At 53.6% G+C, this 22,091-nt stretch carries 17 protein-coding genes; 3 read left to right on the plus strand and 14 right to left on the minus strand.

Annotated elements, in window-relative coordinates:
- Positions 1-70 precede the first annotated feature (70 nt).
- From VK70_RS15320 to gpr, 14 genes are all read right to left on the minus strand, one after another.
- Positions 71-2,092, minus strand: a complete 2,022-nt coding sequence (locus tag VK70_RS15320) for a sucrose-specific PTS transporter subunit IIBC (RefSeq protein ID WP_025694888.1) — start codon at positions 2,090-2,092, stop codon at positions 71-73.
- A gap of 21 nt (positions 2,093-2,113) precedes the next feature.
- A complete protein-coding gene (locus tag VK70_RS15325; protein WP_025694887.1) occupies positions 2,114-3,592 on the minus strand; it encodes a glycoside hydrolase family 32 protein in 1,479 nt (492 codons plus the stop codon).
- A gap of 156 nt (positions 3,593-3,748) precedes the next feature.
- Positions 3,749-4,744 carry a LacI family DNA-binding transcriptional regulator gene (locus VK70_RS15330; RefSeq protein ID WP_025694886.1) on the minus strand — a complete coding sequence of 332 codons (996 nt, stop codon included), beginning with the start codon at positions 4,742-4,744 and terminating at the stop codon, positions 3,749-3,751.
- A gap of 136 nt (positions 4,745-4,880) precedes the next feature.
- Positions 4,881-6,002, minus strand: coding sequence for a molecular chaperone DnaJ (dnaJ, locus tag VK70_RS15335; RefSeq protein ID WP_025694885.1), 1,122 nt, complete (start codon positions 6,000-6,002; stop codon positions 4,881-4,883).
- A gap of 108 nt (positions 6,003-6,110) precedes the next feature.
- Positions 6,111-7,955: a molecular chaperone DnaK gene (gene dnaK / locus VK70_RS15340; RefSeq protein ID WP_025694884.1), complete on the minus strand. Its 1,845-nt coding sequence runs from the start codon at positions 7,953-7,955 to the stop codon at positions 6,111-6,113.
- A gap of 257 nt (positions 7,956-8,212) precedes the next feature.
- Complete coding sequence (gene grpE / locus VK70_RS15345) at positions 8,213-8,803, minus strand: nucleotide exchange factor GrpE (protein ID WP_025694883.1); 591 nt, start codon at positions 8,801-8,803, stop codon at positions 8,213-8,215.
- A 48-nt stretch (positions 8,804-8,851) separates the two neighbouring features.
- A complete protein-coding gene (gene hrcA, locus VK70_RS15350) occupies positions 8,852-9,883 on the minus strand; it encodes a heat-inducible transcriptional repressor HrcA (RefSeq protein WP_046723474.1) in 1,032 nt (343 codons plus the stop codon).
- A 322-nt stretch (positions 9,884-10,205) separates the two neighbouring features.
- Positions 10,206-12,863: a cation-translocating P-type ATPase gene (locus VK70_RS15355; protein WP_025694232.1), complete on the minus strand. Its 2,658-nt coding sequence runs from the start codon at positions 12,861-12,863 to the stop codon at positions 10,206-10,208.
- Between the two features lie 194 nt (positions 12,864-13,057).
- The gene (locus VK70_RS15360) at positions 13,058-13,564 is read right to left on the minus strand and encodes an N-acetyltransferase (RefSeq protein ID WP_025694231.1); all 507 of its coding nucleotides are present in this window, start codon (positions 13,562-13,564) and stop codon (positions 13,058-13,060) included.
- Between the two features lie 78 nt (positions 13,565-13,642).
- Positions 13,643-14,824, minus strand: coding sequence for a radical SAM family heme chaperone HemW (gene hemW, locus VK70_RS15365; RefSeq protein ID WP_025694230.1), 1,182 nt, complete (start codon positions 14,822-14,824; stop codon positions 13,643-13,645).
- 74 nt (positions 14,825-14,898) lie between these two features.
- The gene (gene lepA, locus VK70_RS15370; RefSeq protein ID WP_025694229.1) at positions 14,899-16,713 is read right to left on the minus strand and encodes a translation elongation factor 4; all 1,815 of its coding nucleotides are present in this window, start codon (positions 16,711-16,713) and stop codon (positions 14,899-14,901) included.
- 189 nt (positions 16,714-16,902) lie between these two features.
- A complete protein-coding gene (locus tag VK70_RS15375) occupies positions 16,903-17,394 on the minus strand; it encodes a hypothetical protein (RefSeq protein ID WP_025694228.1) in 492 nt (163 codons plus the stop codon).
- A gap of 88 nt (positions 17,395-17,482) precedes the next feature.
- On the minus strand, positions 17,483-18,784 hold the full coding sequence (locus VK70_RS15380; protein WP_025694227.1) for a stage II sporulation protein P: 1,302 nt from the start codon (positions 18,782-18,784) through the stop codon (positions 17,483-17,485).
- A gap of 273 nt (positions 18,785-19,057) precedes the next feature.
- Entirely contained in the window at positions 19,058-20,059 is a 1,002-nt protein-coding gene (gpr, locus tag VK70_RS15385) for a GPR endopeptidase (RefSeq protein WP_025694226.1), read from the minus strand.
- A gap of 177 nt (positions 20,060-20,236) precedes the next feature.
- Between gpr and rpsT the strand changes: the two genes are divergently transcribed.
- The 3 genes from rpsT to VK70_RS15400 all read left to right on the plus strand — a co-directional run bounded on the left by rpsT (position 20,237) and on the right by VK70_RS15400 (position 22,084).
- On the plus strand, positions 20,237-20,509 hold the full coding sequence (rpsT, locus tag VK70_RS15390) for a 30S ribosomal protein S20 (RefSeq protein ID WP_025694225.1): 273 nt from the start codon (positions 20,237-20,239) through the stop codon (positions 20,507-20,509).
- A 206-nt stretch (positions 20,510-20,715) separates the two neighbouring features.
- Positions 20,716-21,309, plus strand: coding sequence for a TetR/AcrR family transcriptional regulator (locus VK70_RS15395; protein ID WP_025694224.1), 594 nt, complete (start codon positions 20,716-20,718; stop codon positions 21,307-21,309).
- A gap of 10 nt (positions 21,310-21,319) precedes the next feature.
- Positions 21,320-22,084 carry a glycosyltransferase gene (locus VK70_RS15400; RefSeq protein WP_411431707.1) on the plus strand — a complete coding sequence of 255 codons (765 nt, stop codon included), beginning with the start codon at positions 21,320-21,322 and terminating at the stop codon, positions 22,082-22,084.
- The last annotated feature ends 7 nt before the right edge of the window (positions 22,085-22,091 follow it).

Raw genomic sequence — 22,091 nt, forward strand, 5'->3', positions numbered from 1 at the left:
CGCCATCCTCTTTTAAGGCAAACAATATTAATCCTCAAAGAATACATGAACCTCATGCTTTATTCCCGTTTCAGGCATGATTGGCAACCGCATAGTTCACTTTCATAATCCGGTCGGCGGCTGCGCTTACATTTCCGGATGCAGTGACGCTAAAATCAAGCACGCCTTCAATTCCGTTAGGAATAATCACAGGAGTAACAGTGGACAGTCCCGCTTTGCGGATCGTTTCCGGGTCGAATTCGACCAGCAGCTGTCCCGCCTTCACCTGATCGCCGGTGTGAACGTTCAGCACAAATCCTTGGCCTTTTAAAGATACGGTGTCGATTCCAATATGAATCAGTACCTGCACCCCGCTGGCATGCTCCAGAATCACCGCATGTTTGCTCTTCTCCATAACATGTGCCACGACGGCGTCGAAAGGTGCATACACCTTTCCTTCATCCGGCTGAATCGCAATGCCATCTCCCATCTGTTTCTCGGCAAAGGCCGGGTCGGGCACCTGTCCCAGATCCACCAGTGTTCCGCTTATAGGAGACAGCAAGGTGAGTATTCCGGGAGCATCTGCCGTGGCAACGCGGTCTTTGGCAAACACCGGAACCTTTGTTGGTTCCGCAGCCTGACCAGCGGTGTTCCCGGAGGCTTGAGCCGCCGAACCCGCGCCGGGCGCACGACCCGTTTCTGCCGCTGGCAGCTCCTCAGTGCCTTCCGACGCGGCATCACGGTATCCAAACATCCAGGTGAGAACGAAGGATACAGCCATGGCGGTAAGATTGGTCAGAATGTAGAGCGGAAGCTGACCGTTCATATAGAGCAGAGTGCCGGGAATAACCGTGATTGCCATGCCTGTAGCGGACAGATGAACCAGGGAAGCCAGAAAGCCCCCGGCGGCACCGCCGATAAGCCCCATGATGAAAGGCTTCATGAAGCGCAGGTTCACCCCGAAAATGGCAGGCTCGGTAATCCCGAGAAAGGCCGACAGCGAGGATGGCAGCGCCAAAGCCTTCAATTTGAGATTCTTCGTCTTCAGCCCAACGGCGAGGCATGCCGCGCCTTGAGCAGCCATTGCGCATGTAATGATGGCGTTGAACGGATTGGAGCCCGTCTTCTCTAGAAGCTGAATTTCCAGAAAATTAAAGATATGATGCACGCCTGTAACAACAACAATCTGTTGAAAGAAACCGATCAGCAGACCGGCAATGCCAAACGGCAGTCCAAGCACATAGGTGGTTCCATTTAGGACAACGGTTTCAAGAGAGTGAAACACAGGTCCGATTGCGAATAATCCAAGCGTGATCATAATCAGCAGCGTAAGGAAAGGCGTCAGAATTAAATCAAGCGCTTCCGGAATGCGCTTACGTAAACGCTTCTCTAATTTAGCCCCAAGTAAGCCGATGAAAAAGGCAGGCAAAACGGAGCCCTGGTAACCTACGACGGGAATGAATCCGAGAAACTTGAGAGGCTCGGCGCTTCCTCCTGCAACGGCGTAGGCATTAGGCAGCGCCGGATTAACCAGCATCAGCCCAAGCACGATCCCAAGCACCGGACTGCCCCCGAATACCCGAAATGCCGACCAGGCAACAAGAGCGGGCAGGAACGCAAAGGCGGTGTCGGTCAACACTTGCGTGAACAGCAGAAAGTTAGGCGAGATATCTTCCGGAACGGCTCCGAACAGGGAAAGAATCTGCGGCTGAGTCAGCAATCCGCGCAGACCCATGAACAGGCCGGTCGCCACGAGGACGGGAATAATGGGGACAAATACGTCCCCAAAGGTGCGAATGGCCCGCTGAAGGGTATTCCCCGCTTTTTTCCCCTCTTGCTTAAGATTCTCCTTGGACGTGCTCTGAATACCCAGCTTTTCCACTTCCTCGAAGATCCGGTTGACGGTACCCGTACCAAATATAATCTGATATTGCCCCGAGTTGAAAAAAGCTCCCTTAACCTTATCAATGCTCTCCGTACGTTTCTGGTCAATTAATTCTTTGTCGCGTACCATAATGCGCAGACGGGTGGCGCAGTGCGCAAAAGAAACGATATTTTCTCTTCCTCCAACAGCCTCTACAACCTGCTCGGCGATTTTTTGATTTTCGGACATGGTGATCTTGGCCTCCCCTAATTATTGAGTATCCCATTTTATCGCGTCAAATGCTACCCTTCCGCCTTCTGCGAAGAAGTTGACTCCCGTGCTTTCCCGTTCCGGAAAAATTCTCGCCGTGAAGGTTTCCTCCCCATCATTCACAAAAATTTCCACAGAAGAAATGTCCACAAACAAATGCAGCGTCAGCGTCCCGTCCCGAAGCTCAAGCGGGCATTTTCGTTCCGTTCCGTATTCCAAGGCGAAGCTCTGCCCGGAAAGGGAACGGTCCAGCACCAATTTCCCCTCTGTGCGGTCGTAATAGATTACCGTTCTCTCATGCCGGCCTGCACGGAATTCGATGCCGAAGCGGTTCGCTCCGCCGTCCCGGACATCAACCAGCAGCTCATAAGCAGTGCCTGCAAGCTCCGCAATGGACAGCGATTCGTCATTCACAACCGTTCGCACTTCGGTCTTGCTGCCTCTAAGCTTTACCAATTCCCGAACCGGACGCTGAATCAATCTGCCGTTCTTCAGGGTTAATTCCCGGGGAAGCGTCAGGCAGTGCGCCCAGCCATGATCATCTGTAGGATAATCAATTTCAGGAAGCCCCATCCATGCCGTCAGCAGACGTCTGCCATCAGGAGCCTGCGTTGTCTGCGGAGCGTAGAAATCGAAGCCGCTGTCAAGCTCCCGGAACTCGCCATGGTGAAATTCCCGGTCAGCCAGGTTAAAGGGCCTTCCAGTCAAATAACCTGCCTGATAGATGTTGCGGAATCGATCACCCTGCGGAGATATTCCCTGCGGAGAGAACAGCAGGATTCCCGTTCCATCCAGTTCAAAATAATCCGGGCATTCCCACATGAAGCCAAATGATTTCAAGCGGGTGCCGATCTCCCCTTCAAAATGCCACTGGATCAGGTCCGGCGAGCGATACAGCACCACACTCCCCGTATTATCGAGACGCTGCGCGCCAATTATACAGTAGTAGCTTCCGCCTTCCATCCACACCTTCGGGTCTCTAAAATGATCGGTAAAGCCGCGGGGAACTTTAAGGATGACCGGCTGCTCCAGCTTGGTTATAACCCCATCCGGCTCCATAACGGCCATACACTGGAAGGGATGTCTGATCCAATCTGGACTGCGGGTATTGCCTGTATACATCAGGTACAGCTTCCCGTCTTTCTCAATCGCGCTTCCCGAAAAAGCTCCATGCGAATCAAAGGGACCGCCTGGGGCGATGCCTATCCCGCGGTTCTTCCAATGAACAAGGTCGGAAGAAGAAGTGTGATACCAATACTTCATGCCATGCCCTGTTCCCAGCGGAAACCATTGATAGAACAAATGATATTCTCCTGCAAAAAAGGCAAAGCCGTTAGGGTCGTTAAGCAGCCCCGCTACGGGTTGGATATGAAACTTCTGTCTCCAGGGACTCCGCTCCGCCAGCTGTTTCAGCGCTTCCCACTCCCCCTTCTCCGCCTGATCGATTCGCCGGTATAATTGGGCTCTGCTCATTTTCATAATTTGCTCTCCTTAATCGGAACCGGTTCCAAGTATTTTAAAAAAATAAGAAACCGGTTCCAACCAATTTAACAAGAAAAACGGCTTCACCATCCTTTTAGGGACGGTACCGTTTCTCGTAGAAATATAAGAATCTCGGAACCGGTTCCAAAGCTATTATATGATGCGTCCCTGCAAATTGTCAACGCTTTCTCTACCGATAATCTCACAATTCAACACCGTTACCATTTCTATAGGCTCCCGGTTTACTAGAGAAATGATATTTTCGGCGGCAAGCTTGCCCGCCCGCTTATAATGATATTTTACAGTCGTTAAAGCCGGATGTATGATTTCGGTGACATCGTACCCCCCGAACCCCGTTACGGAAAGGCCGGACGGAATGGGAATCTGCTTCAAAAAGGCGGCCTTCATCACGCCCAGCGCGATATTGTCGGTTGCGCAAACGATGATCGTAGGCATCCAATCTTCCAGCAAACGTTCTGCGGCGGTTACCGCCTCATTCATTCTGAAGCTGGACTCGTAATATCGGACCTCGCAGTCTTTATACTCGTCCAGCGCTTTTCTAAAGCCTTCCTTGCGCATTACCCCTACCGCAATATCCTGTTCGGTAACCCCCAGATAAGCGATGCGGCGGTGGCCTCTATTCAGGATATGCCGGCCCATCATATAGCCCGCATGAAAATCGTCATGGACTACACTGTGAAGCAATGAATGCTGCTGACCGATCATGACAACCGGAATTCTGCACTCCCGGATCGCTTGCAAATGCTGCTCCGTAATTTGCGCCGCCAGCAGCAGCAGGCCGGAAATTTTCTGCCGGGCCAGATCGTAAATCTCTTCAATCTCCCGATTCATATCCTGATTGGCACTGGAAATAAGCAATCGATACTGCCGTTTCCGGAGTTCTTCGTCGATTCCCATCAAAGTCTGCGAAACCGCAAACGAATCGAGCCGGGGAACGATGGTTCCGATAATGCTGGTCTTCTTCGCTTTCAGGCTCTGGGCAAACGTATTGGGCACATAATTATGCTGCTTGATAATATGCTCGATCTTTTCCCTTGTCTCTTCACTGACTGATCCGCCGTTAAGGTAGCGGGAGACCGTACTCTTGGCCACACCCGCAGCCCGGGCAATATCGATTATGGTCTTCATCCTTAAGCTCCTTGCTGCATTTTATCGGCGTTCGCCGCACACTTGTACTCCATTATACAACAAACGGCAGCCGCTCCGGTAAAGGAAGGACTGCCGTTTATTATTTTTTTCCAAATCCGTTCAAGAGCAGCTGGTACTAATCCCCGCGAAAAGCGCGCTTCATGCGGTCAAAGAAGGACTGCCCCTGTTCATGCGTATTCTCGCCGTCGAAGGATGCGAACTGGCGGAGCAGATCCTTCTGCTCATCGCTCAGTTTGCTTGGCGTCACTACAATGACCCGGACATGCTGGTCGCCGGTACCATTTCCGCGAAGCCGGGGAACGCCTTTACCTTTGAGGCGGAAGAACGTGCCGGTCTGGGTCCCGGCCGGAATCTTGAGCTTAACCTTCTCGGTTAGAGTCGGAATCTCAATCTCATCCCCAAGCGCCGCCTGGGCGAACGTCAGCGGAACCTCGCACAGAATGTCGTCGTTCTCGCGAACGAAGAAATCATGCGGCTTAACCCGGATGACAATATAGAGATCGCCCGCAGGGCCGCCGCGCAGGCCGCCTTCGCCTTCGCCGGTCATGCGCAGCTGCGCGCCGTCGTCCACGCCCGCAGGAATCCGGACATGGATTTTACGCTGCTTCTTCACACGGCCGCCCCCGCCGCATGTCGAGCATTTTTCCTTGATGATCTTGCCCGTGCCTCCGCAGTTCGAACACGGTCTGCGGTTGACCATCCGGCCAAGCGGTGTGTTCTGCACAACCTCCTGCTGGCCGCTGCCATGGCAGACGGAACAGGTTTGCGGCTTCGTGCCGGGCTTCGCTCCGGAACCGAAGCAGGTATCGCAGGTTTCCGTCCGAGGAATCGTAATATCGGTCTCTTTACCGAACACGGCTTCCTTGAATTCAATGGTCATCGTATACTGCAAGTCATTGCCGCGCTGGGGCGCATTCGGATCGCGCCGTCCTCCGCCGCCGAAGAACATATCGAAAATGTCGCCCAAACCGCCGCCAAAATCCCCACCGCCAAAGCCGCCGCCCATTCCCTGGTTAGGATCGATATGTCCGTATTGGTCATATCTGGCCCGTCCTTGCGGATCGCTCAGAACATCGTAGGCTTCCTTCATTTCCTTGAATTTAGCCTCGGCGTCGCTGGCCTTGTTCACGTCCGGATGATACTGACGGGCCAGCTTGCGGTACGCTTTTTTAATTTCATCTTCCGAAGCGTTCTTGCTTACGCCAAGCACCTCGTAATAATCGCGCTTATCTGCCACAGCCTTCACCTCCGTACAGGAACGTATCCCTAATACATATTAAAAGGAAAGCCAAAACACGGGATGCCCCGGTTTTGACCTTCCCCTAACTTGCGCTATCGTTTAACTTTATCCTTGATTCTTCTCGTCGTCAACCACTTCATAATCCGCGTCGACTACGTTGTCTCTCTTTGCGCCCTCGCCTGCGTCAGCCGCGCCTTCAGCGCCTTGCTGAGCTTGCGCCGCTTGTTCATACAGCTTCACGGACAATTGCTGTACGACTTCGTTCAGCGTATCGGTAGCCGCCTTGATCTCTTCCAGATTGTCGGTTTCCAGCGCGGATTTCAGTTTGTCCTTAGCCTGGTTCGCCTTTTCAATCTCGGATGCGTCTACTTTATCGCCAAGGTCCTTGATAACCTTATCCGTGGAATACACGAGCTGGTCGGCGTTGTTCTTCGCTTCCACCAGTTCCTTACGGATACGGTCCTCTTCAGCATGAAGCTCGGCGTCCTTCATCATTTGCTCGATATCGGCATCGCTCAGACCGCCGGAGGAAGTAATCGTAATCTTCTGGCTCTTGTTCGTGCCTTTATCCGTAGCGGACACGTTTACGATACCGTTGGCGTCGATGTCGAAGGTAACTTCGATTTGCGGAACACCGCGAGGTGCCGGTGGAATTTCACTCAGCATGAAGCGTCCCAGCGTTTTGTTGCCGTTCGCCATTTGGCGTTCGCCCTGCAGGACATGAATCTCAACGCTCGGCTGATTATCAGCAAAGGTCGAGAAGATTTGCGATTTACTGGTCGGGATCGTCGTGTTGCGGTCGATCATCTTCGTGAATACGCCGCCTGCGGTTTCAATACCAAGGGACAGCGGAGTTACGTCCAGCAGAACCACGTCTTTTACGTCGCCGGTCAATACGCCTGCTTGAACCGCGGCGCCAAGGGCAACAACTTCGTCCGGGTTAACGCCTTTATGCGGCTCTTTGCCGGTCAGCTTCTTGATGGCTTCCTGTACGGCAGGAATCCGGGTGGAACCGCCGACAAGCACGATTTTGTCCAGATCGGCCGGAGTCATGCCAGCGTCGCTCAGCGCTTGGCGAGTCGGTCCGAGCGTGCGTTCAACGAGATCCGCTGTCAGTTCGTCGAATTTGGCGCGGGTCAGGTTAACCTCCAAGTGCTGCGGCACGCCGTCAACAACGGTGATGAACGGCAGGGACACTGTAGTGGTCAGTACGCCGGACAGCTCTTTCTTGGCCTTTTCAGCCGCATCTTTCAAACGTTGAACAGCTGCTTTGTCCTTGCTCAGGTCGATGCCTTGCTCTTTTTTGAACTCGGCTACGAGGAAGTCGATGACTTTTTGGTCAAAGTCGTCGCCGCCGAGACGGTTGTCGCCGCTCGTCGCTTTTACTTCGAAGAAGCCGTCGCCCAGTTCCAGGATGGAAACGTCGAACGTACCGCCGCCAAGGTCATAGACAAGGATCGTTTGGTCTTCGGATTTCTCCAGACCATATGCGAGGGCTGCCGCCGTTGGCTCGTTCACGATACGCAAAACTTCAAGACCGGCGATTTTGCCCGCATCCTTGGTCGCCTGGCGCTGGCTGTCGTTAAAATAGGCAGGAACCGTAATAACCGCCTGTGTAACCGGTTGGCCGAGGTAAGCTTCGGCGTCGGATTTCAACTTTTGCAGAATCATTGCGGAAATTTCTTGCGGCGAAAAATCTTTGCCGTCGATCGTTTCTTTATGGTTTGTCCCCATATGGCGTTTGATCGAGATGATTGTGCGGTCCGGATTCGTGATCGCTTGACGCTTTGCCGTTTCACCGACGATGCGCTCCCCGTCTTTCTTGAAACCTACAACCGAAGGGGTAGTGCGCGCGCCTTCCGGGTTAGGGATAACGACGGCCTCGCCGCCTTCCATTACGGCCACGCATGAGTTCGTGGTTCCAAGGTCGATACCGATAACTTTACTCACAGTAATTTGCCTCCTTAAAAGTTTTACGATTGAGTTACTGCCATGAAAAAAACTTCAGTAAAACTCGCTTCGTAAGCATTCTCCAAGTTTTTGCGATTGAATTTGCCATCATTAATTTACTCCAGCAAAAAACTCGCTTCGCAAGCTTTCGCTTAAGTTTTGCGATTGGGATACTGCACCCGCAGCCTTATGCGGCGGCTGGACGCGGCAATACCGCCGGAATTTGCTCCGGCGATTCATGCGTCCATATAGACAGACTACATGCTGACTTTGACCATGGCGGGACGAAGCACCTTGTTCTTCAAAAGATAGCCCTTCTGGACTTCCTCCGTAACAATGCCCTCTTCATACTCCTCGCTCTCCACCTGCATGATAGCCTGATGGAATTCCGGATTGAACGGTTGTCCTACCGTTTCCATGGGCGTAAGTCCCTCGGACTTCAATACCCCCTCCAACTGGCGAAAAATCATATTTACGCCTTTGGCGAAAGCGTCGCCGTCCGATCCGGCCGGCGCCGTAGCCAGCGCGCGCTCGAAATTGTCCACTACCGGCAGCAATTCCGTAACCAGCTTAGAGGTGGCGTATTGAGCCAATTCCTCTTTCTCCTTCAGCGTGCGGCGGCGGAAATTGTCATAATCGGCCTGAACGCGAAGGACACGTCCCTGATACTCATCCGCAAGCTCCTGCAGACGCTTGATTTCATCGCTGTCTCCGGAAGCCGCCTGAACCGCTTCACCAGCGGCTTCTGTATCGTTATTCGAGACCGCCTCGGCCTGATCGGCCGCGCTTTCCTCGTTAATGGCGTTATCTTCGGCCACACCCGAATCTTGAACCTGTTCCTCTTTCAAGTATGTTCACCCCCTTAAAATACTAACGGCAATCTTTATGCACTAAAATCACTTATACCAGTGACCCAGCATCGCTGTCAAATCTCGGGACAAAACGCCCAAAATGCCCAATACTTTCGCATATTCCATCCGGGTCGGCCCCAGGATGCCTATGCTTCCCACCGCCTCACCGTCAATCGAATACGTAGCGGTAATCAGGCTGCAGTCGGCAAAAGCTTCGTGCTTGTTCTCGGTGCCGATGCGTACCCGTATGCCGGTGCCGCCAGCGGCGGGCGCCAGCATTTTGAGCAGCGTCGGCGTCTCTTCCAGCAGATCGAGGATGTCCTTTACCTTATCGACATCGCGGAATTCGGGCTGGGTCAGCATGTTCGTCGCGCCGCTGAGGTAAACCCGCTGCTCCGAATCGCTTTCGAGCGCCTTGTCAAGCATTTGCATCAGTTCCTCGTAATGGGAGATATGACGCTGCATTTCCTGACCAAGCTCGGAATACAGCCTGCTCTTCAGCTTGTATAGCGGCACATTAACCAGCTTGCTGTTCAGCAGATTGACAACCTTCTCCATTTCGGAGACCGAAATCTCCGGTGGGATGCTCACTTTCCGGTTCTCTACCTGTCCCGTGCTGGTGACGATGATCGCCACAGCAGTTCTATCATCAAGAGGCAGCAGCTGAAAATGACGCAGAGAAGTATGAAAAACCTCCGGTCCCAAAAGGATGGAAGTGTAATTCGTCATATTGGATAAAATCATAGCCGCATGCTGGATCAACTGCTCCATCGCATTCAGCTTTTCGGTAAAAAAGGCGCGGATTGTTTCCGTTTCGGTCGATCCTTCAGGGTTCCAGGGGACAAGATGGTCCACATAGTAGCGGTAGCCTTTATGGGACGGAATCCGCCCTGCCGACGTATGCGGCTGTTCCAGGAAACCAAGCTCCTCCAGGTCGGCCATTTCATTGCGTATCGTCGCGGGACTGTACTTGACATCGCCCCGTTTGGATATGCTGCGCGATCCTACCGGCTCGGCCGAACGGATATAGTCATCCACAATGGCATTTAAGATCATTCTTTGGCGTTCGGTTAACATATCATTCCCTCCTGACCGCCCTGTGGATTTTTTCGTTAGCACTCGACCTAGATGAGTGCTAACCGCTATTACAAAAATACCAAAATGACATTAACATTGTCAAGTCGGTCGGCAGGGCAGAACAGGCGATTTTATGAACAACAGCGCCTGCGGACAACATGATCCTGGCATCCGTAACATGCAGCCGCCGCTCCGGAACAGCGAAGAGGCCCCGGACTTCACCAGGAGTATGCCTTCGCTGCCGGATCACGGCGCTGCTGTAAGAAATCCGATAATAGTATGATACCGAATTATATTCCGTTTACGGCTTGGCCCTCGCCCATCAGGATGCGGTTTTGGCGCCGGATAAACCGTTTCTCACCAGTTTGAAGACTTCCATTAGAATCACGGCGGCCAATGCTAGTCCGGCGGCGGTCAGCCACTGCTCCAGCCCGAAATGAGCCGGGATAGAGAAGAACTGCCGGACACCGGGCAGAACCGTGAACCCATACAGGCAAAGGCACAGCAGGACAGCTCCGAGAACGTACTTATTGCTGAAGAATCCGGCCTGGAAAGCCGTCTGTGTATTGGAACGGGCGGCAAAGGTCTGCAGCGTACGGGCCAAAATAAGAGTCGTGAAGGCCATCGCGACGCTGATTTCCTGTGAATGCCGCATTCCGATGTACTGGGAGGCAATGACCGCCGCGCCGATTAGCAGGCCGCGTGTAATAACGACCTGAAGGGTCCCTCCGGCGAAGATTCCTTCTTTAATATTTCTTGGTTTGCGCTTCATGACGTCGGGCTCCGCCTTCTCCATACCGAGCGCGATGGCGGGCAGCGAGTCATTGACCAGATTAATGAACAGCAGTTGGATGGCTGTAAACGGATTGATCCAATTGAAGATCAAGGCGAACAGAATCGCGATAATGGCGCCCAGATTACCGGCGAACAAATAAGCGATCGCCTTCTTGATATTGTCGAACACCGTCCGGCCGACGCTGACCGCCTTGACAATGGAGACGAAGTTATCGTCGGTCAGGATCATGGCGGCCGAATCCTTCGCGACATCGGTGCCGCTGCCCATCGCCACGCCGATATCGGCCTGCTTCAGCGCCGGAGCGTCGTTGACGCCGTCCCCCGTCATCGCCGTAATTTTTCCTTTCTTTTGCCAAGCCCTGACAATTCGTATCTTGTTCTCGGGCGAGACACGGGCATAGACGCCGATGGATTCCAGCCTCCGGTCAAGCTCTTCGTCGGACATCGCATCCAGCTCCTGTCCGGTGACAGCAATTTCATCTCCCGACATGAGGCCGATATCCCGCCCGATGGCCTGCGCAGTCGTCTTGTGGTCGCCGGTAATCATGATGGTCCGGATGCCGGCTTTGTTCGATTCCGCAATCGAATCATACACCTCTTCGCGCGGGGGATCGATCATGGCCGTCAGGCCGACCAGAACCAGCCGATGCTCATCCTCCAGGCCGACATCCACGGAATCTCCGTCAATAGATTTGTAAGCGTAGGCGAGCACACGAAGCGCCCGGCTGGAAAATTCTTCGTTGGCCTGTATGAATTTCGAGCGCATCTCATCGGTGAACGGAGCCTCCACCCCGTTCAGCAGCACCCGGTCGCAGCGGCTGAACAGCACATCCGGGCCGCCCTTGGTAAGAATCGTCTTGCGTCCATTGAAGCTATGGACCGTTGTCATCAGCTTCCGGTCCGAATCAAAGGGGATCTCCGCTTCTCTTGGAAATCTACCTCGAATTTCCATGTAGTCTTTATTTTTGCTGCGGCTAAACGCAATCAGCGCCACCTCAGTCGGATCGCCCAATTCTTTTCCCTCTTCATTAATATGAGAATCATTGCATAAGACCGCGATATGCAGCAGTCTTCTTTCCCCTTCCGACCATTCCTCGTAGTCGTCCTGAAACAGCTTTTTCCCGGCGCCAGGCAGGTAGTAATCGACAACCGTCATTTTATTCTGGGTAAGGGTGCCTGTCTTGTCGGTACAGATAACGCTGGCCGAACCGAGTGACTCCACCGCAGGCAGTCTCCGGATAATCGCGTGCTGCTTGGCCATCTTGCTCGTTCCGACCGACAGAACAATAGTGACAATCGAGGACAGAGCTTCGGGGATGGCTGCTACGGCTACCGCAACCGCGAACATAAGCGCATCGATAATGGCATTGCTCATTTCGGAACCGTCACTGGATACCCAAGCCCGCAGCGCCTGTATGCCGAAGATCAAAATGCATAGCAGCAAAATGACAACGCCGAGCCTCTTGCCGAAGCTTTCCAGCTTCCGCTGCAGCGGCGTGCTCTTCGCCTCCGCGCTCTCGATAAGCCCCGCGATTTTGCCGATTTCGGTATCGGCGGCAGTACCGGTAACAATGAAGCTGCCGCGCCCGTATACGATTAAAGATCCGCTGTATACCATATTGCGCCGGTCGCCCAAAGGCGCCTCCGCAGCGATCACATCCCCATGCTTCTCTACGGCTTCCGATTCTCCGGTCAGCATCCCTTCCTCAACCTTCAAGCTCTCACTTTTCAAAATACGTCCGTCCGCAGGCACATAATCGCCGGCCTCCAGCAGCACAATATCGCCTCTGACCAATTCTCGCGCCGGGATTCTCCTCGTCTCGCCGCTGCGGATGGCCTTGGCTTCCGGCGCCGCCAGCTTACGCAGTGCATCGAGCGAGCTTTCCGCTTTAAGGGTCTGAGTCACGCTGATCACCGCGTTGAGCAGGAGCACGAAGAAGATAATCAGCGTTTCAACAACATGACCAAGCGCTGCCTGAATCCCTGCGGCAACCAGCAGCACCACAACTAGCGGGTCTTTAAAATTGTCCAAAAAAAGCTTCCAGACCGGAACCCTTTCTCTTCCTTTCAACTCGTTGTACCCGTCCGATTCCAGCCTCTTCTGTGCTTCCTCCGCTGTAAGGCCGGCATCGGTGCCGTTTACCTCCTTCAGCGTTGCAGGCACAGTGCTGCGATAGAACTCCATTCATACCGCTCCTCCCCGATAGGTATCCTAAACTTTAGACATATTCTCTATTTTGTCCATCCAGGTTCTAATAGACCCGTACGAAAGGGAGCAGATAAACGTTTCATAATAATTTGTGACAAAGCAAACAACCACTCCCCCATCAGACGGGCGAGCGTCCGGCGGGAAAGTGGTTACTTAGATAGCAATAGGAATTAGTCCAGTATTTTGAGAACGGCAATTTCGTCGCAGGCGTCCTGCTTGGAGCAGTTGACACAGTCGGTCCATACCTTTTCGGGAAAAATCTCCTTGTTCACGACATGAAATCCGTTCTTCAAAAAGAAATTAACGGCATATGTCAGCGCCATAATCTTTGGAATCTTCTGGCGTCTCGCTTCTTTGGTCAGTTCTTCTACAATCATGGAACCGATGCCTTGGCCCTTGCACTCGTCGCGAAGGCCGAGCGAGCGTACTTCTACAAGATCGTTTCCAAGCCTGCACAGTGAACCGCAGCCTACAACCCTACCGTCTATTTCAGCTACAACGAACTGATCGATCTGCCGCTCCAATACCTTCCGGGAACGAGGCAGCATGATCCCGCGCTGCGCATACTCTTCTATCATTAAATACAACGGCTCAACGTCTTCCAATGTAGCGCTTCTGCAAATGGCTGCAGATGTTGGTTCCGGCGCTGCGGGTTCAGGTTTCGGCTTGGCTAGCACTATGCTTCACTCCTCCATCAAATAACTATGAATAAATATACAACACAGTGAATGAGGATTCAATACTTATTTTAAAAATTATATATCTGTCAACACTCCGACAAATTCTCCGAACACATCGTTGCCGAACAGGAGACCCTGACGGCTTAACCGGTAGTTTCCGCCTTCCTGCTCAAGCAGGCCGGCATTCAGCATTTTGCGCAGCGGTCCCCCGAACACCTCCTCCAGCGGCCGGGCAAACTGCTCGCGGAAAGCGTCGTCGCTGATTCCATCGCGCATCCTCAGACCAACCATCATGAAATCCTCCATGGCCTCTTCACGTGATACCAAATGGGAGTTCAGCTGGGGCAGTCCGTTCTTCGTCGCTTCAATGTACGGCCCCACGCCCTTGACGTTCATATGCCGCATACGCTGCACGTAACCATGCGCTCCGGCACCGAGTCCGTAATAATCCTGATTGCGCCAGTACGTGATATTGTGGCGGCTCTCCATGCCGGGCTTGGCGAAATTGCTGATCTCATACTGCCTGTATCCCGCCTCTTCCATGGAAGACATCAGCAGCAGATACATGGACAGCTCGTCCTCCTCGCTTGGAAGCGGCAGCTGATTCTTGTTAAAAAGCGTATGGAACAGCGTGTTCTCCTCTACCTTAAGGCTGTAAATCGAATAATGCGGCAGGCCGAGGTCAAGCGCCCGCTTGATGCTTTCGCCCAGCATATCGACCGTCTGGTTGGGAAGGCCGAACATCAGGTCGATCGACAGATTGGTCAGCCCGGCGGCGCGGGCATTGTCAAGGCTGCGGTATACATCATCGGTGTTGTGTATGCGGCCGATCCCACTCAGCAGGTCGTTCTGAAATGCCTGTACGCCAAAGCTTACGCGGTTAACGCCGCCCGCCTTCATGACCGCCAGCTTGTCAGGATCGGTCGTGCCGGGATTCGCTTCCATCGAGAATTCGATGTCCTCGGCCCAGTCCGGGAAGCAGCCCCGCACCGTCTTCAGAAAATACTCCATTTCATCCGGCTTCAGCACGGTGGGAGTGCCGCCGCCGACAAATATGCTCTTGATAACGCCCGGCGGTCTTTCTTGAACGGTCAGCTCCATTTCCCGCTTCAGCGCCCGCAGATAGTCCATGACAGGCTGATCCTTCAGCACATAGGAGTTGAAATCGCAGTAAAAGCACTTGTTCGTGCAAAAAGGAATATGAATATATACCGCCTCGGGCGGACGGCTGCCAGGTATGCCGGAATGGTTAGTCATAAGCTGTCCTCCTTAGAATGAAAAGGGAAGCCGGACGGCTCCCCTAAAATAAGCGGCGATATTTGCCTCAAATATTACTCGTCGATCTTCAGCACCGCCATGAACGCTTCCTGCGGCACTTCGACGCTGCCGACCTGTTTCATGCGCTTCTTGCCTTCCTTCTGCTTCTCCAGCAGCTTCCGCTTCCGCGAAATGTCGCCGCCGTAGCATTTGGCAAGAACGTTCTTGCGCATCGCCTTTACCGTCTCGCGCGCGACGATCTTGGTTCCGATAGAAGCTTGAATCGGCACCTCGAACATCTGGCGCGGAATAAGGCCGCGCAGCTTCTCGCAGATGATGCGGCCCCGGTTATAGGCCCGGTCGCGGTGCACGATGAACGACAGGGCGTCCACCTGTTCGCCGTTAAGCAGAATGTCCATCTTCACCAGGTTCGATTGGCGGTAACCGGACAATTCATAATCGAAGGACGCATAGCCCTTCGTTCCGGATTTCAGCTGATCGAAGAAATCGTAGACGATTTCCGACAGCGGAATTTGATAGGTGAGGGTTACCCGGTTCGCATCCAGGTACTCCATATTCACGAATTCCCCGCGCTTGTTCTGGCACAGCTCCATGACCGTGCCGACGAAATCGTTAGGCACAATGACGGCCGCCTTGACGTAGGGCTCCTCCACATAATCGATCTTGCCGACTTCCGGATAGTTGGACGGATTGTCGATCTCGATCATTTCGCCGTTCGTCAGCTTGATCCGGTAAATAACGCTCGGCGCTGTCGTAATGAGCGGAAGATTGAACTCCCGTTCGATCCGCTCCTGGATAATTTCCATATGCAGCAGGCCAAGGAATCCGCAGCGGAAGCCGAAGCCAAGCGCGCTGGATGTCTCGGGCTCGAAGCTCAGCGAAGCGTCGTTAAGCTGCAGCTTCTCCAGCGCCTCGCGCAGATCATTATAATCCGATGTCTCGATTGGATACAGGCCGCAGTATACCATCGGATTGATCTTCCGGTAGCCAGGCAGCGGCTCGGGCGTCGGCCGCTTGGCGTCCGTCACGGTATCGCCGACACGGGTATCGCCCACATGTTTGATGCCTGCCACGATAAAGCCTACATCGCCTACATTCAGTTCGCTCACAATGCTCATGCGCGGCATAAATGCGCCGACTTCAATGACCTCAAAAGTCTTATCGGTCGCCATCATCTTAATCTTCGATCCGGCGCGGATGCTGCCGTCAACGACTCGGACATATACAATGACGCCCTTATAAGGGTCGTAATGGGAGTCGAAAATCAGTGCCTTCAGCGGCTGATCGGGATCTCCTGTAGGCGCTGGAACCTGCTTGACTACCTGTTCCAGAATCTCTTTGATGCCGATGCCCGCCTTGGCGGAAGCAAGCACCGCCTCGCTGGCATCCAGGCCGATAACGTCCTCGATCTCCTGCTTGACCCGCTCCGGGTCGGCGCTCGGCAGGTCGATCTTGTTGACGACCGGCAGAATTTCCAGGTTGTTGTCCAGCGCCAGATAGACGTTAGCCAGCGTCTGGGCTTCGATTCCCTGAGCCGCGTCCACGACGAGCAGCGCGCCTTCGCAGGCCGCGAGACTGCGCGAAACTTCATAAGTGAAGTCGACATGCCCCGGGGTATCGATCAGATTAAGCAAATATTCCTCACCATTATCAGCGCGATACGTGAGGCGAACGGCCTGCAGCTTGATCGTAATGCCGCGCTCGCGCTCAAGATCCATCTGGTCGAGCACCTGCTCCTGCATTTCGCGTGACGTGAGCGCTCCAGTGTATTCCAGAATCCGGTCGGCCAGCGTCGACTTTCCGTGGTCTATATGTGCAATTATCGAGAAATTGCGGATTTGTTCTTGTCTTTTCTTAACGTCAGTCATTCCTTACCCCCACAGACAGCCTGTTGTTAATCATCTTATTATAGCAGTACAAGTTCCCCCCAGCAATCAGGGTTCTATAAAGATAAGCAGTATATTTAAAAATAGAAATATATGGCTTTCGGAAACAGAAACCGTCCCTTGGAGGAGGGGGCAGCCATTCCTTCAAAGGGCAGGAGCAAGATATCGCGCTTATTTGGTGGAATCAAACAAAGAGACAACCCAGCGGATTCCTTTCTGGGACGCGTTCTGCAGCATACCCGCCGTCTTGTCCGCGAGTGTGTCCACCGTGGATTTATGCTCATCGGGGACGAGTATCTGTCCCGGCGTGAGCGTACTGTAGTTTCCGGCCGGCAGCTGCGGAAGGCTTGGCGGAGACGATGCGGTTCCGGCGGCAGGCTGTCCCGCAGCCGGGGTCTGGACTTGCGGGACGGCCGCGGGAGCAAGGGTTACGGGGACATAAATGTATCCCCCTTTCCCGTCACTCTGCACCTGAAGCCCGGTTACCGTCCCGGCCTGAGGCTGGGATACAGGCGCTGTGTTCTGAACGCCGCCGGAGATTACGCTCCAGCCGGGAACGGGGGAGGAGGAAGTCCCTCCGCTCCCGCCGAACTGCATGCCCACAAGCACGCCGATACCAGCCCAAATACCGACCGCCACCATTTTTTTGCCGAAACGAGACATCGCTTTCCACCCTTTCCGTTCATCCTTATCGCATCCCCAGCCGGAGAATGGTCTTCCCTTCTTGCATTAAGAGGACGGCTTCACCTATTCATTGCGCGGCCGGTTCGCTGCCCGTTCCGCTCTTGGAAGGCACCGCCGGCTGCCCTTCCGCGTTCGCTTTTTCCGCTTGATGGCTGCTCCAATACAGATCGGCGATGGCGTCCGCCAGCACTTCGGAGGTAGCCTTCAGTTCGGCTTCGGTGCTGTCTATACCGCCTACCTCGATCAGGACGCTGTTCGGCGACATCGACTGGTTGTACTCCCCGTTGTTGCCCTTGCCCGACGACTTGCCCCAGATGCCGCGGGAAAGCCCGGGATATTTTTTCTCCAGCCGCTGGTGAATCTTATTGGCGAACTCCTCATTCTTCTTCCAGTTCTTGTTCGAACGGCCCAGAATAAAATACACCTGCGCGTAGCTCTTTCCGTCAATGACCGCAGTAGTCTTGTCATGCCGCTGCGAATCCCGGTGGATATCGATCAGCTCGGTCATCCCCGCATTCTCAGCCATGGCCGCCTTAACCGTCACCCGGGAATATTTATAGGAAAAATTCCAGTTGTAGTCAGCAACCTGGGTAGCATAATCTTCCTCCGAATGGAGAGTGCCGATGCCCCGTTTCTCCAGCCTATGGGTGATAAAAGAGCCTACCAGCATTATATTTTTGGCAGGATTGGCGGAGTTAGGACTGTCACTCTTCGTGGAGACCAGCGGGTTATACGCTTCCCGAGGATGGGAATGGTAGATCAAAATCCGCTTTACGCCCGTGTCCGAAGCTTCCGGACCATCTGCGGGAGACGGCTCCGGGGCATCGCTGTTCTCCGGCGGCTGCGTCTCCTGTGCACCGGCTCCCTCACCTGGAGACGGCGTCGCTTCGGGGCCCGGCGCATCTGTCGCCAGCCCGTCCGTTCCCGGATGGTAGTCGGCCGGAGCACCCTCTGGCCCGCCGGAGCCTTTGCGCAGCAGCACGGCGTCGTCAGCGGACATGCCCGGCACCTCGCGGGACAGCAGGCTTTTCGGATCGCCCGGGTTCACGCTCGTCAGCAGCTGAAAGACGAAGCTTGTAACCTTCCCGCCTGACAGCGCGGACGGCTCCTTGGTATCCGGCAGATGCGGAACTTCCATCCCGAGCAGTTCCTTGAATATTCCGCCGGAGAGGGAAGCCGCGAGCCCCTTCATCGAAGGTAGCGGCGAATTATCCAGCTTCTCTCCGGCCATTCCTCCGGCTCCTAGCAGAATGAAGAAGACCAGGGAACCGCAGGCGAGCAGCAGCATCGTTCTTCCGAGCGCCAACGCATCGAGCACTTTTGACCGCAAGCGGCCGATGTTCCACAGATGAAACCATTTTCTGTTCATTATTGTTATGTCCTCCTCAAGCTCGCTGTAATCTCTCATACTTCAAATCTATGAGTGAGAGAGAGACGATAGAACGAAAGGAAGAACAAAATAACCCCGCAAAGAATACAGAGTCTTAGCTGTAGAAGCATTCTCAGATTCATTGCGGGAGAAAGGAGACTTCTATAATTAATGCAAACCAGAATTAATGCAAACCGGCAAGAGGAAAATCGGGGCCTCCTCCCGGCTTGCGCCTAGTCAGTTCATCGTCTGCGCTTCCAAATATGGTACGTGTCAGTGCGTATAAGCGCCAATATTGCCTGGATCGACGGCATCATGAAGCGCCGCATTCAGTCCGCTGGCCACGACGTTCGCGATATCTTCGATGAATTCGTCAATTTCCTTCGGTGTTACAATCAGGTCATGACCGAGCGGCTCCAGCACCTCCTTAACCAAAGCCAACCGTTCCTGTTCGGTAATACTGTCCAGCAGCCCCATAATTTCTTTGCTGCGTCCGCCTTCCCCGCCGAAGTGGCTTCTCATCATCTCCAACACATTGCCGACAATTGTGGAGGCATAACATACCGTTGGAACGCCGATGGCGATACAGGGAACACCCAGAACCTCCCGCGTCAGCCCGCGCCGCTTGTTTCCGATGCCTGAGCCCGGATGAATGCCGATGTCGGCAATCTGAATCGTCGTGTTGACCCGTTCCAGCGAGCGGGAAGCGAGCGCATCGATGGCGATAATGGCATCCGGCTTCGTGCGGTCGACAATCCCCTGGACAATCTCGCTGGATTCGATTCCGGTCACCCCCAGCACACCGGGAGCGACAGCGCTGACATTGCGGTATCCCGGGGATACCTGATCCGGCATCAGTTCGTAAAATTGCCGGGTAACCAGAGCATTCTCCACCACAAGCGGTCCCAGCGAATCCGGGGTCACATTCCAGTTGCCCAGCCCGACAATGAGCACAGAGGCGTTCCGGCCAATTCCGACCCGTCTCATAAAGCCTTCGAACTCACGGGCAAAAGCTTCGGACACTTTCTGCTGAAGCCCTGTGTCTCCGCCCCGCAATCCAGGGACTTCGAGGGTGACATAATTGCCGATTGCCCGCCCGATTCTTTTAGAAGCTTCATCGCTGCTGACGGCAAGCCGCGTAATTTTGATGCCGCCAAGCTCCTCCACTTCCTCATTCACCCCGGGAATCGGCATGTTGTTCATGCCCTGGGCCATTTCCTTGGCTTCCAACGCCAAGTCGGTGCGCACCGAGTAAAGCTGCAGATCCAGTTCCATACGTGATGAGCCTCCTATCCTTTTTATCATAGTGTGCGGGAGGACGGGCGCGATTATACAATAATGAAGGGAGAAATCGCCATGTTTGGTTATTGCATTTTGCTATCACACATGCTAAACTATTTTAAGTTGTGAATCATTTGATGATTTCCGAATGCCTTACAGGAGGTGAATGCAATGCCAAACATTAAATCCGCGGTAAAACGCGTTAAGACAACGGAAAAACGCCGTGCGCTGAACGCTTCCCAAAAGTCCGCCCTTCGTACAGCTGTCAAAGCTGCTGACCTCGCGGTGGAAGGTACGGAAGTAGAAACTGCCAAAGCTGTTATTCAAGCTGCTTCCAAGAAGCTGGACAAGGCCGTAACTAAAGGTCTGGTTCATAAAAATGCGGCTGCCCGCAAGAAATCCCGCTTGGCGAAGAAATTGAACGCTCTTTCCGCTCAGGTCTAAGAGCTTCTATATCGAGCAATTGAAGAACCTGACCGCTCCCGATGACGCGGTTCAGGTTTTTTTGTTGTTCGTTTTCCTCTCTCTTCTCTCCTTCCACTCCTTCCATTCACAAATCCTTCACTGGACATAACCCTATGGAAAATATATCCTCTAAACATACCGAACGTTCGGTATCTTGATAAAAGGAGAAAGGAGGCCTTCCGAATTTGACTGAAAAGCAGCGGGCCTATGATTCGGCTCAGACCAGAGAAAGAATACTCTCACACGCCAAAGCCCTTTTTTCACAAAAAGGATATAAAGGGGTTTCCATCAACGATATTTGCGCGGCAACGGGTCTTAGCAAAGGAAGCATCTATCATCACTTCAAGAATAAAGAGGATCTTTTTGTCCATCTGGCCGAAGCTGCCTTCGTCGATTCCTGGAAAGACTGGGATACCCGCTCCGCAAGTTTCTCTTCGGCGGTTGACAAGCTGTATGCTTACAGCGAGCTTTTTGCCGACAACGTGGATCTTTCGCTTACCAAAGCGGGCGAGGATTTTATCGCAACCACCGGGGCGGATTCTGAAGCAGTCCAGAAATTCGGAGCGATGATTACAGGCTATGTGCAGCGTTTCGAAGAGATTGTCCGGGAAGGAATCGAGCGCGGGGAATTCAAGCAGCAGGAGCCCGGAGAAATGGCTTTTGCCCTGCTGAGCTCTTATTCGGGATTGGCGAACAACACGCGCATTCTGGATAAGGAAAATGTGAAACGGATGTACCGTAAAATGACGGATATGCTGCTGGACGGCATCCGAAAATAGGAGATGATTCATTATGGACAGCCAAATGTTTGCAGGACCGGAAGAAACGGAAGAGATTCTCTTCTCCGTCCTGATTCCCGCGCACAACGAAGAAAAGTATATCCCGAAATGCCTGGACTCCATTGCTGCCGCCTCGCAGAACTGCCCCGGCCGGGTTGAGGTCATCGTTGTTTTGAACCGCTGTACCGACAAGACGGAAGAAATCGCCCGCTCGTATAATTGCGTTATTGTCCACGACGACCGCAAAAATTTATCGCAAATCCGAAACAGCGGCGCAGCGGCAGCCAGGGGAGAAATCATCGTGACGATCGACGCCGACAGCCGGATGACGGCTAACATGTTCTCCGAAATCGAGCGGCATTTGTCCGGGGGAAAATATATCGGCGGCGGCACCAGCGGAAGATTCGAGCGGATGAGCCTGGGCATCGCCGTATCCGCACTGGCGCTCCTCGTACCGATGGCGATCAAATACGGAGCGATCTCGGTCGGTATTTTCTGGTGCCGCAAGAGCGACTTCGACGCCATTGGGGGCTTTAATGAAGAGATGCTGATGTCCGAGGATGCCGATTTTGCCTGGCGGCTCAAAGCTCACGGAAAGCGCTCCGGGAAAAAATACGGCATGCTGACCAAAGCCTATATGATTACCTCCTGCCGAAAGTTCGACCAAGAAGGAGACTGGTATCTCATCAAGCATCCGGGGCTGATTCTCGCCTACTTGAAGGGAACCGACCACCGGCATGCTGACAAAGCCTATTACGAGAATCAAGGAAGATAGTTTACAT

This window comes from Paenibacillus durus ATCC 35681 (assembly GCF_000993825.1).
Classification (GTDB): Bacteria; Bacillota; Bacilli; order Paenibacillales; family Paenibacillaceae; genus Paenibacillus_AQ; species Paenibacillus_AQ durus_B.

Excerpts from the sequence above, each read along its gene's own strand:
- lepA (WP_025694229.1), bottom strand. The coding sequence starts at position 16,713 with ATGACTGACGTTAAGAAAAGACAAGAACAAATCCGCAATTTCTCGATA.
- rpsT (WP_025694225.1), top strand. The coding sequence starts at position 20,237 with ATGCCAAACATTAAATCCGCGGTAAAACGCGTTAAGACAACGGAAAAA.
- VK70_RS15380 (WP_025694227.1), bottom strand. The coding sequence starts at position 18,784 with ATGAACAGAAAATGGTTTCATCTGTGGAACATCGGCCGCTTGCGGTCA.
- hrcA (WP_046723474.1), bottom strand. The coding sequence starts at position 9,883 with ATGTTAACCGAACGCCAAAGAATGATCTTAAATGCCATTGTGGATGAC.
- gpr (WP_025694226.1), bottom strand. The coding sequence starts at position 20,059 with ATGGAACTGGATCTGCAGCTTTACTCGGTGCGCACCGACTTGGCGTTG.
- VK70_RS15375 (WP_025694228.1), bottom strand. The coding sequence starts at position 17,394 with ATGTCTCGTTTCGGCAAAAAAATGGTGGCGGTCGGTATTTGGGCTGGT.
- VK70_RS15325 (WP_025694887.1), bottom strand. The coding sequence starts at position 3,592 with ATGAAAATGAGCAGAGCCCAATTATACCGGCGAATCGATCAGGCGGAG.
- VK70_RS15320 (WP_025694888.1), bottom strand. The coding sequence starts at position 2,092 with ATGTCCGAAAATCAAAAAATCGCCGAGCAGGTTGTAGAGGCTGTTGGA.
- VK70_RS15355 (WP_025694232.1), bottom strand. The coding sequence starts at position 12,863 with ATGGAGTTCTATCGCAGCACTGTGCCTGCAACGCTGAAGGAGGTAAAC.
- VK70_RS15330 (WP_025694886.1), bottom strand. The coding sequence starts at position 4,744 with ATGAAGACCATAATCGATATTGCCCGGGCTGCGGGTGTGGCCAAGAGT.
- hemW (WP_025694230.1), bottom strand. The coding sequence starts at position 14,824 with ATGACTAACCATTCCGGCATACCTGGCAGCCGTCCGCCCGAGGCGGTA.